A 12783-nucleotide genomic window follows, 5' to 3' on the forward strand; every position below is an offset into this window, starting at 1 on the left:
GGTTAAGATTTAAGATTTGGGGCAAAAATTACTTTACTAAAACTTTTTTAGTCGATACTGAACCGCTTACAGTATATAACTTAATAATATAAGTTCCAGTACTTAAATTCTTAACTTCATATTCAGAGTAACCGCTCTCTGAAATACTTTCAAATTTTTGGACAGATTGTCCGAGCATATTAAATAATTCTATAGATTTTACTTCTATTAGGTTAGGATTAATTAATACAATTTTCTCTTTATCATTGGAGTATAATACATCTAAACTGTTTATGTTTTCATCATCTAATCCAAGTGAATTAGTCATAATTTTAAATGTAATTTCAAAACGATCTAAGTATTCACCAGCAGTCAAGAAGATCTCGTAATCACTTACTCTCAAATCATGGGAGATATTTAAATCTTTATCACGTAAATAAATATTTACAGAGTTTGGTACGTTTTCTAAAGCATTAATTGTAAATCTACTGTTACCATCAGCACTGGTTTTAATTCCTAACGGGTAAACAGTGTTTAGATTAGCATTATCATTAGCTTGAATGATGAATTTTTCATCTCCAATCATCCAGAACATATCGTCTGTTTGGTCCTCGTTTAGGTGTGCGTCGTATGCCCAATCTACACCTTCAGTTGCGTTTTCATCAATAGTTAAGAGAATTTCTCTTTGCAGGTGCATGTTGTTACTAGCTCTGTAACCAATTCTAAACTTCATTCTATCATCTACATCAACAACTTGGTTGTTTTGACTTTCTGAAGAATTTGCAGTTCGCATAAATACTGAAGAAGAACCACCTTCTTTAGTGAAAGCACGTTGATCATTTTCAAAGTTTATTGTTCCATTACTAATTCCAGATACAAAGAATCCTTGGCTAACAGGTACATATCTTCCTGGTGTTTTAGTACCTACACCAACTTGAGCCACATCTGGGTCTGGAGCAGGTGCTGGAACACCACCTGAAAGGTTGTATACAGCATAACCACCTTGATATTGTTGTAATATATGAGATCCGCCTCCCCAATGCTCCCAGAACTGTAGTGCTCCAGTTGTATTTGGGTTATCTAGGATAAATTCATTAGCATCTAAGGAAGAGGCATAAGGATTACCAACTAAATAATCATTACCATTGTTTATAGTTAAGCTAATATCTCCATTGTTAGGCTTTCCTAAGAAAACATAATTTTGATCGTCTAAAATCCCTCCTGTATTTGGACCTTTCATAGTAAAGCCTTCACCAGCATATATTGTTCCTGTACGTCTAACATGCTGCCATGCAGAATAATCGTCACTAGTTAAGTTTGCAAATTTCCAAATCCAATAATCTGCAATTCTAATAGGGTTGGTTGCTGCACCATTATAACCTGAACTAGAAAAGTTAACAGGGTTAGAGCCGTCAAACATTACGTCTTGTACAGAGTAACGATAGTTGTTAACAGCAGTATCTATATCACCAACAGGAGAAGACCAGTAGTTATAGGTATAGGTGTCAGCAGTACCTTGTTGATCTTTTTCAAGCTCTCCGTTAACAGCTACTAACAAATCACTATCTTCTGTTTGAATTAATTGAGAATCTCCCTCTAAGTCAATTTTACCTGTTAAACTAAGGTAGTGCGATACTGTTAGACCACTACCAGTGTTGGTAGCATTATCACCATTTAAAGTTAATTCATTAGCATCTACATAAAGTCCAAGAACATTTCTGTTTTCGTTATTTCCGGCAGGCAATGTACTGTTATCCATAGTTACATTGTGAGATGTTCTTACAATGTTCCAATCTACTGTAATTGTAGGGTCAACTATTGAAGCTGTACCTGGCATATATTGTACATTACCGTTAGTCCAGGTAGTACCTGTGTCCCAATCTCCATTTTGAGATGACTCATATGGTAATGGAGCTGTTTGTCTATCAACAGTGTCAAGATTTCTTAAAGCTCCTTGATGGCCATTTCCTGACGCATCATCTGTATTTGTGTAAGTGTACACAGACATAGGATAGTAGCCTGCTAAATCACTCCATGGGACTGCATTAATATCGTGTTTAGTTATTGATGCAGGTAAAACTACTCCCATAACCTGACCAGCGTTATCTTCAATCTCTTGATTCATTACAAATCTTAACTGGTCTTCGGTTAAATCGGTATCCCATACACGTACTTCATCAATATTTCCTCTAAAATGTTGTGTTGTGGTGCCTTTACCTGCCGCAGCTATTAAAAATGAATCTGTTGTGCTAACAGGCGCAGTTCTTACACCAGAATTATCTAATACACCGTCAATGTATATTGATACCGTTGAGCCATTATATATAGCAGCTACATGATGCCATTCATCATCAGGTATGGATGTAGTAGAACTTAGCGTTTGTGTAAGACCATTTATCCATGTGATTTGAATTCTGTTATCATTTAGAATTCTTAGATCATAACCTTGTGTAAAAGATAAATCTCTTTTCGATAAGATTGATTTTGTGCCTGTATCTGCAGCGTCACGCTTTATCCAAGCTGAAACAGTAAATCCTGATGGATCTAAATCTAAATTGTCTTCTACATCAATATAATCTACAGAACCATCAAAGTATACAGAACGCTCAACTACAACCTGTGGTGCATAGCCAAATGTAATATATTTTGTGCCGTCAAAGTCGTATTCAGCTTCTAAGTTACCACTACCATCAGCTGTCATTACTCTATAATCTGCAGTTGGGTCAAAAACACCTGTACTTGATATAAACATGTAATAGTTACCTGGAGGTGATATATTTCTAACAGTATTTTGTGGAATACTCACTTTAACCGTCGGTACATCTCCACCAGTTTCTACCACTTTCCAAACACGTTGCATTGCTGTAAATGTAACATTGGTAGTAAGAGCAGGTGATATTCCAGAACTCATATTAACAGTAATCGTTGATGCTGCTGAATTAATGTCTGCATTATTGTTACCCCAAACTAAGAATTCACGGTCGTTAAAAGTGGTGCCATTGGAGTCAATATTGTCTTTATTAGTGTCATATAGGTCTGTAAGTCCCATGGACAAGAAGCCACTAGTAAGTCCTGTACCATCACTAAACTTATTTTCACTTGCAGATTGTTTTTGAATTAATCCAGAATCATCATCTCTACCAATACCAGCAATGTCGTAATTATAACCTGCATTTAATGAGGTGTCCCAAATGACGTTGCCCTGTGTATCAATATAATCAATGTCATTCAATCTATTTTCAGTTGTACTATTTGCAGCATGTAATGTTACACCATTTTTTAAGGCAAGGTAAGACTCAATTTTCTGTTTGTCTAGAGCATTATTACGTGATTTATAGCTTATGACTTCAGTCATTCTACCATTCACATAAGCATCTACATTACCATTAAGGCTGAATCGACCAACACCTAAGTAATATTGTTGATTAATAAATTCATAAAAGGTTAAGTCTACAGGTGTACCTTGTGTTTGGCCTGTTACATTATCAATACGCTTACCGTTTTTGTAAATTTCCGTTAATGTGCCTGCAGCATTAGTTTTAACATTATAAATAATTACTTCGTCTACAAAACTATCTGTATTACTTGAGTAAGCTCTACCATAGGATAAATCTGTAGGCGTGTTTGTTGGCACTGAGCTAGTCATATGTGCTACAACTTCATCTGTGAATCGAGCAGATATATTTCCTAGTCCAAGACCTGTACCATCTACCTGTGGGCTTACTGGTGCTACTCTACCAGCTATAGGAACTTGTCTGTTAGTACCAGTATAGTCTATTGTGCCAGTAGATTTCATTACTACAAAATAATCTTGAGAGAAAAATCCTCCCTTACCTCTTAAGTATTCAAGATTACTACGATCGAACTCAATAACTGGATTGTAGTTAATATTGTCGGTAGCATTATCTTTAAATGCAGGGCTATTAGTTGTTAATGAAATGGCATCATTATCAAAAGCTGCATCATTTAAGGTTAATACATCATCGTTGTCAGATAAAACATTCCATTCTTCAGTTGCTTTTAACCAAAGTCTTAAATCACCATTTACAGATCCAGGTCCTAAAACGGGATCCGAGAAAGGTGTTATTGGGTTAGCGTTTATAATAATGTTATCAACTGCAGCACCAGCGTCTACATCAGCTGCATCTGAAGCGACAACAAATCTAAATTGAATTTCATTAGAATTATGTAGAGTAACAGGAAGTTCTATTGTTGCTGTTTCAAAATGGTTAGGAATTGCCTGGGTAGTTGTAGTTGTTCCTGTCCAACCATCAGATCCTGTACCTAAAGCATTTACATTACCATTGCCATCATACCAATTTGTACCATCTCCAAACGCACCCAACACTGTCCAAGAAGACCAGACTGCAGCGGTACGCTTTCTGTACTCAATACGCATACCATCGTCAGAATCATTACTAAAATCATAACGTATATCTGCATTAAATACCAAGTCATCAAATCCTAAAGTAGATATAATTGGACTTGTTAAAACAATATTTATATTATTTGCATAACTGTTGTAATTGTCTGTATACCAGTAGTTGCCTTCTCCAAGTTCACTTACTGATGTTAGTCCTGTACCTCTAGACCATACTGTTGTTCCTGTGCCTGAAGCAGACCAACCACCATTAGTTTCATCAAAATTTTCGTAGTAAATTGTGTGTTCTGGTGGAGTAAAGCCATTACCTTGAATATTGAAGTTATAAGGATTTTCATCACTATCATCGTTAGCAATAGATACAGTTGCCGTTCTTAGTCCATCTGCACTAGGTGTAAAATTAATTTCAAAAACCGTAGACCCACCAGCTGTGATTGTAGCATTAGGAACTGTACTTATACTGAAATCAGCAGCGTTAGCTCCTGTAATACTTACATAAGGTGAAGTACCAGTTAAGTTCAGATTTGCTGTACCTATATTTTGAATTGTAAAGGTATTAGCTCTATTTCCTGAAAGTGTGATAACATTACCAAAGTCAGTTCCATCAGTTGTTGATGGTGTTGTATCTCCATCTGTAATTGTATTTCCGTTGCCTTCAATGTTTATTTCCGCAATAGGAGTGTAGCCTGTTCCTTGGATATTAAAAGTATAAGGGTTTTCATCACTATCATCATTTGCAATAGATATGGATGCAGTTCTTAGACCGTTAGCACTTGGATTAAAAGTAATTTGAAATGTCGTAGACCCACTTGCACTTATTGGAGTAGTAGGTATTGCCGTAATACTAAAGTCTGCGGCATTTGTACCACTTATAGTAACATATGGTGAACTACCAGTTAAATTTAAGTCTAACGTTCCAATATTTTCAATTGTAAAGGTGTGCACGTCTGTTCCACCTGCAGTTAATACATTACCAAAGTCAGTATCATCAGAAGTTGCTGGTGTTGTGTCACCATCAGCAATAGTGACCCCATTTCCTGTTATATTTATTTCAGGCAAAGGAGATGTTGTAGCTGTTAGTGAAAAATTATCAAGAGACATATCGCTTCTATAATTGTTTCCGGTTACACCTCTAAACCTAATCATTATGGTTTGACCAACGTGTGGAGTTAGGTTAACATTGACTTGATTCCAGGCTTGCCCATTGCTAGTTTGTACTTGCCCACTTTGTGACCATAAGGTTGTGGGCCAAGTTAGACCATTGTCTGTACTCATTTCTAAATACAAATCTCCCATGTCAGAACCATACATATGGTAATAAAAGGAGAAATTAGCGGTAGAAGCTGTCGATAAATTAAAGCAAGGACTTTCTAAAACGAAAGTTCTATTAGAGTTTGATGATGCTTCTGTAAAAATGTATCGCGAACCTTCATTAGGTCCAGAAGGACCTGTTGATCCAGAAGGTGTTCCTCCACCTATTCTACTCCAGTCTCTGTCATCGGTAGTTGATTGCACCCAAAGACCAAATCCTGATTCAAATCCTTCAGAGTATGGAAAAGCCGCAACAGTAGAACTACAAGTAGCAGAACAACCACCAGAAACATCAAAGTATATTGGTGCTGAACCGCTAGGGCTTGCCAAATCTCCATCATCTTGATTAATTACGTTAACACCGCCTGAGGTTATTGTTATGTTATCTGCGCCATTCCATCCATCATTATATGTGTCATACATGATAAAATAATAATTGGTGTCATCTGCAATACAACCTAACGATACTGTGGTAGAATAGCTATTATCAGAACTACCTGTATAGCCATTGTCTATAGTTGCAATGACAGAGCCACTAGGGTTGTAAATTTCAACTCTATTTTCAGATGACCAAGATGGCCAATTTACGGAGACTTCTACATAGGAAGTTTGTGCATAAGCAAAACTTGAGCTAATAATTAACATCCACAATAAAAGATTTCCCTTTCTTAAAGCTTGGGTAATAGTTTTCATAAGCGGTTAAAGTTTAGTTTGGGACTAAAATTCGAGGGCTAATATATAATAAAAATCTATAAAATGCAAATTTATCCGATAAAATGCATTTAAGTGTAGGTGGGTAGTTGTTAATTGTAGTTAAATAGACCTTTTTAAACGATAAAAGGAAAAAGCCGAAGATTTCATCTTCGGCTTTTGTTCATTAACTAAAATTTGAGATTATTATTTTATAATTACTTTTTTAGAAATACTTGAAACATTATTAGAAATCTTTACTAAATAAACACCAGTGCTCAGCTCTTTTGTGCTTAATGAATTTGAAGAGTTTCTAATGTTTAGATCATCTTTTAATATTTGTCTACCTTGAATATCAAATAAGGATACTTGTGTCTTAGAAGTCAGTAAGCCTTTAATAACAATTTGCTCATTATTATAATCGCTGTAGACTTGTATAGTATCTAAGTTAGATTCATTAGTTGATAAAGATGGTGTATCAAATCTTAAATAAAATCTACCTGTATCTAAAATATCAGATGAAGGTGTAAATGTGTAGTCCGTTGTATTTAAAAGGGTAAATGTATTTGCAATTACATCCTCAAGATAAACATTCGTGTTAATATTAGAATCCGTTAAACTAATCGTAACTTGCTCACCTTGGTTTGCATTAACGCCTAATGGTATAATAGTATTATTATTAATATCATTGAAGCCTATGGCTTGTATAGCCATATCTTTTCCTGTATTATCATTAACCAATTCAGAGTAGATAGCAAAATCTGAAGTTACATTGCTAAAATGACTGGCATCATAACCAACGTCTAAACCTAGAGAAGCATTATCTGTAAAATATAAATCAGTTTTGAAGCTTCTATCTGTTGAACTTAATATTATACTTCCAAATTCAATTGCGCTGTTATTTCTACCTGTAATGAAATCATCAGAATTTCCAGAGGTTTGCATTGATGAAGCAAAAGATATGGTTCCACCACCATCCTTTGAAGATACAAAGAAACCTTGTCCTGGTGCAATTAAAGTATTTGGATTAGCAGTTGCATAGGCAAAGTTCCAAATGGTCCAATAACTTCCGTTAGAATTATCTGCGTCATAACCATAAACAGCAGCAGTTGAAGGATCTAACTGAGATACATTTGCTGTTAGAAAATCTTCTAATTTTATATAAGAAGGATAAGGATTACCAATTAAGTTCCATATTTCGTAAGCTGAACCTGTTTTTAGTATAGGAACATTTAGATCACCTGTTGTTGCTGCACCTGTAAATGTAAATGTGCTATTGTCCGTAGACGCCGTTCTGTAACCTTTGCCAGCATCTAGTGTACTCGTATCTGTATTAGAATAGGTTAAGTAATTGCTAACAGATTTGTCGAAAGGGCCAAACAAGTAAATAGTTTCTTCAGCATTTGAAACAACATTTAAATTGTTTGAAAGAAAATCCACAAAACTCTCTCCGCTAAAAGGAGGTGAAATTAAATCATTTCTGTTAGTATTAGAATTGACATGTCTATTATATTTTAAATTATCTGAAGCACTTCCTGATAAAAGTAGACTTGAAAACTCATTTGAATCAGAATTCATTACGAATTCTCCATTGTTTGTGATGTTTCCATTAACAGTTACAGCGTTTTCTTTACTCACATTTAGTGTAGCGCCAGATGCTACTATAACATTATTTGCAGCTATATCAGAAGTAGTGTTATAAGTGCCATCTAAAATGGTAACATTATCGGATCCTGTAAGGTCTGAAGGTGGGTTTGGGTACCAAGTAGCACTTGTATATAGCAAACCTTCATATATGTATATATCATAGTCTTCTACTTCACCGTATTGGAAACTGTCGCAAGGATCGTTTTGTATTGTTCCTGATGAGTTATAATATGCCATTATAACCCTCATTCTGGTATTTCCTGTACTTGCAGAAACTGGCACTGTAAAAGAACTAGAGACAGATGTAGTCTGATTTGCACCTACTTCAAGTACTTTTTCTCCAGTATCGTCAAAATCACCGTCTTTGTTAAAATCAATCCAAGCAGACACAGCTTCATCGTATTGTGTGCCAGTCCACGTTTTAGTAACAACTAAACTATTTCCTGTACTTCCGACTTGTATAGGTTCAAATATTGAAGCGCCTGTAAAGTCGGAATACCCAGAAGAAGTGCTACTAGAAGTATCGTTCAAAGTACCGTTTAAAGAGATACCTCCAATATATTCGTCAGAAATTGTTGACCCTCCTGCGGTACAATATACTAAATCGGCAGTGGTAAAGCTTTCTGAAGCAGAATAAGCCGAAGTAGAAGAAACGCATCGGCTTCTGACTTGTACTTCATATTCTGTTGTAATATCTAAACTTGTTAGAGAATAACTGGTACTAGTAATATCTGTAATTTCTACCCAGCTTGGAGCTCCAGTTTCTCTATATCTCAAATCATAAGTGGCTGAAGGAACATTATCCCAAGTAATTTCTGCTGTTGAAGCAGTTATTGAATTTGCAGCCAAGTTTGTTGGTACTGTAGTTTCACAAGGTAATTTAATATCTATAACCTTAAAGTCGTCAAAAGTAAAGCCGTCAAAAGTTGTTGAGTAGCCGTCAGCTCTGTTTGATGAGTCTGAGCCTAACACAAACCTAAATTGAACGTTTCCTTCACCCAAAAGAAAAGCATTGTTAGAAGCGTCAATCACAAACTCTTCCATAACCCATTTATCTTGTGTGTTACCGTCATAAATAGCTTCTCCATCTGGTTGATGATTTAAATCAGATGTGTTTTTACCAGGACCTGTGTCAGAACTGTTACCGCTACTGTATCTAGTGGTTAAATAATAAGAACCAGGTTTTGTGTATTTACCGCATAATTCTACCCAGTTAGATCCATCTGTAGACGCTTGGAATTGTACAAAATCAAAGTTTCTTTCTAAATCCCATTTTGCATAAAACTGAACTACAGCAGTTTCCGAAGTAGTTAAATCTACTGCTGCAGCATTACTTAGCGTAAGTGTTTGAATGGTGTTATTACTATAAGATCCAGAAGGGCTATCTGTAATTGCAGTAGAGCCTGAATAAGCATCTGTGGTAACATTCCATGTTCCTCCTCCATTGTTCCAGTTAGCAAGGCCATTGGTATCTGCATCATCATCAAAAAGAATCGTTGGGTTGTAAGATTTAATGATGTTAGTTTGGTACATAACGTATCCATCATCATTGCTTAAAGTTATTTGAAATTCAATTTTATCATTTGCTTGAATGGAAGGGGCTAATGTAAAAGGAACATTAAGCTCTCTTTGTTCTAATTTTGTCCAGCTAGTTTGCGTAGCAGGAGCAGTTAATGATATTATATTAGAAGATACAGGAGTTACATTTAATGTAATGTCTCCCAGTGTTTGACCTAAATATTCAATACCAAATTTTAAATTTCCGCTGGTTGTATTAATGTCTGATGTATTTAAGTCATGGAATTGAGCAAACTTACCACTGTAGTAAGCATTCATAAAATTCATTCGCATTGCTCTTTGAGCGATATCAACAATTTGAGTAGGATTTGGCCAAAATCCACCTTCGCTGCCATCCCAAGCACCATTTTCGGGTGCTAGTGCTAAAATTTGTTCTCCAGAACCTGTAGAACCATTGACGTCTGCTACACCACCTAGCATCCAGTCACTCATATCTCCATTGGCTATGGTTAAAATATCTGGTGCCTCACCGTATATATATCTATTGTATCTTGTCATGTCATGACAAAATTTTGCAAAGTCATCCTCACGACCAGAAGAAGGAGCGTTAGGATATCCATTATAGGCATGAGGAATTAAATTTGATGTAGCATGATGATTCATCGCGGTCACAAAATTTCTTGAAGCTACAAAAGCTTCTATACCTTGAGTCTCTGGCTCTGAAAAAGCAGATGGACCTCTGTATGTTTGATTTGAAGTTGTGCCAGAAGAACCACCATATATAGCATTAGGACCCCAAAAGTAGTCATAGTTTCTGTTAAGGTCTACACCTCTTGCGTTGTTGTTTCCTGTGTTATATGGGCCTAAATTTTTTCTTTGTAGACCACCTCCAGAAGGTGCAATTTGTTCATTCCACATTAACCCGTCAGGATTGGCTACAGGAATAAAATACATTTCATGATTATCTACTAAGTTTTTAATTCCAGGATCAGAATCGTAGTTTTCTAAAAGATACCACATGTAGTATATAAGATTCATCATACTACTAACTTCACGAGAATGGGTCATACCAGAGTATAATGATTCTGGTTCATTGGTTTCATCAGTATCTGGATTGTCAGATATTCTTACGTATAATACGTCTTGGCCTGCCCAAGTATCATATTGGCCTCCATTGGTATAAGAATTTCCATGAGTTTTATGATTGGGATCAGTTGAAATTGGAGCTTTTACCGAAATTAAGTTTGGGTATAAAGCTCTCATCTCATCTAATTCTGCTAATACTTCACTGTATGTAAGGCATCCAGCCATACTTCCTAAGTTAAAGTTGTTTGGCACAGAATTATCCCAATTGATTTCAGAACAGCCTTCGTATTGAACTAAGTTGTCAATTGTTGCTGTAGAAATACTAAGAGCTCTATTTTGTGTATTACTCATTTTTTTTTGAGCAAGTTCAGCTTTTGCTAAAGGTAGCTCAACAGCAGTAACGTTTTCAAAATGAGCAGTTAAATCGTTTATTAGTATAGTATAACTAACATTATTAGAATCTAAAACACCAATCATAGAATCAGATAATTCTAAAATTAGATCGTTATTAGAGAAATTTGCACCACATGAGAGGTCAACACCTGAATCTTTTAATAGATGAAGTTGGTCATGAGTTGGATTAGAAATTGAAATCCGTTTCCCTGTTGGACTATTTTGAGAAAAAATAGTGGTTGTAAATAAAGTCCAAAGGAGGACTAATGTAATTTTTTTCATTTTGTTTGGGGTTAAATGAATTTATTTCGGATGCTAATATATCATTTATTTTGAAAAAAAATCTATAAAAAGCAAAAAATATCGATGAAATGCATTTTTGTGTAGGTTTGAATGGTGGGCATTTTAAATTTTTTATTTATGAAACCACCTTTAATTCAATGTTTTAACAAATTAATTATATCAATCGGGTTAAACCAAGTTTGATTTTTAAGTTTTATCTAATATTATCAGTAAGACTAATAGTTAAATTTAATACTGTCTATTTAACTTTGTGTTTCTAAGAAACTTTAGAAAAGACATTTCTTATATGTAGTAATGAACTTAACCCAAATAAAATGAAACGCTTTTTAAAAATCTTATTGGGTATTGTATTACTTATATCTTTAATAACTGTTATGATACTTAACCAGTCAAAATTTGGACAACATCCTAAAGGCGAACGTTTAGAACGTATAAAAAAATCCCCAAACTATAAAGATGGATCATTTAAAAATTTAAGTGAGACTGCTGTTATGACCTCAGATAAAAGTACAATAGGCGCTATGTGGGATTTTATATTTGCTAAAAAGTACAAAGTAAAACCTGAAGATAGTTTGCCATTCGTTTCAACGGATATTAAAGGTTTAGATGAGAAAGAAGATGTGTTAATTTGGTTTGGACATTCATCTTATTTTATGAGATTGGATGGAAAAACGTTTTTAGTAGACCCTGTATTTTGTGGTTATGCAGCACCATTTTCTTTTATGACTAATGCATTTAAAGGAACTAATAATTATGGTGTAGAAGATTTACCTGATATTGATTATTTAATAATTTCTCACGATCATTGGGATCATTTGGATTATGAAACAATATTAAAACTAAAGTCTAAAGTTGGTCATGTAGTTTGTGGGTTAGGTGTTGGTCAGCATTTTGAATATTGGGGTTATGAAGCATCTAAAATTAACGAGCTAGATTGGTACGAAGCTATCGAATTTGAAGGCGTAAAATTGACAGCAGCACCAGCACGTCATTTTTCAGGAAGAGGTATCAAAAGAAATAAAAGTTTATGGGCATCTTATGTGTTAAACACAAAAAATAATAATATCTACATTGGTGGTGATAGTGGTTACGATACGTTTTATAAAGATATTGCGGCTAAATATGGTCCTTTTGATTTGTCTATTATTGAGCAAGGTCAGTATAGCGAAAATTGGAATCAGATTCACTTATTACCAAGACAATTATATCAAGTAGCAGAAGAGTTGAATACTCAAAAGCTGTTTCCAGTTCATAACTCAAAGTTTACGCTTTCGGATCATCCTTGGTATGAGCCATTAGATGAAGCGCTAGCTAATAAAACGGAAAGAATTTCTTTGGTAACACCAAAAATTGGTGAAGTAGTAAAACTAAAAGATAGTACGCAAGTTTTTGAAGCTTGGTGGAAAGATTTAAAATAAGTTTACTGTCTAATATTGTTAAAAGACCGTTAAAGGAATGCTGAATTTGAGGTTTGA

General features: G+C 34.9%; 3 protein-coding genes. 1 reads left to right on the forward strand and 2 read right to left on the reverse strand.

The window, feature by feature from the left end; all coding sequences use genetic code 11:
* Positions 1-28 precede the first annotated feature (28 nt).
* Complete coding sequence (locus V1468_RS10400; RefSeq protein WP_331810178.1) at positions 29-6364, reverse strand: choice-of-anchor D domain-containing protein; 6336 nt, start codon at positions 6362-6364, stop codon at positions 29-31.
* A 204-nt stretch (positions 6365-6568) separates the two neighbouring features.
* Positions 6569-11287: a M14 family zinc carboxypeptidase gene (locus tag V1468_RS10405; RefSeq protein WP_331810179.1), complete on the reverse strand. Its 4719-nt coding sequence runs from the start codon at positions 11285-11287 to the stop codon at positions 6569-6571.
* A 335-nt stretch (positions 11288-11622) separates the two neighbouring features.
* On the opposite strand from V1468_RS10405, the gene V1468_RS10410 reads away from it, so the two are divergent.
* Entirely contained in the window at positions 11623-12726 is a 1104-nt protein-coding gene (locus V1468_RS10410) for an MBL fold metallo-hydrolase (protein WP_331810180.1), read from the forward strand.
* Positions 12727-12783 lie beyond the last annotated feature (57 nt).

This window comes from Winogradskyella poriferorum (assembly GCF_036553625.1).
Taxonomy (GTDB): Bacteria; Bacteroidota; Bacteroidia; order Flavobacteriales; family Flavobacteriaceae; genus Winogradskyella; species Winogradskyella poriferorum.

Bases quoted from the DNA above. Each gene is read 5' to 3' on its own strand.
- V1468_RS10400 (WP_331810178.1), bottom strand. From the start codon at position 6,364: ATGAAAACTATTACCCAAGCTTTAAGAAAGGGAAATCTTTTATTGTGG.
- V1468_RS10405 (WP_331810179.1), bottom strand. From the start codon at position 11,287: ATGAAAAAAATTACATTAGTCCTCCTTTGGACTTTATTTACAACCACT.
- V1468_RS10410 (WP_331810180.1), top strand. From the start codon at position 11,623: ATGAAACGCTTTTTAAAAATCTTATTGGGTATTGTATTACTTATATCT.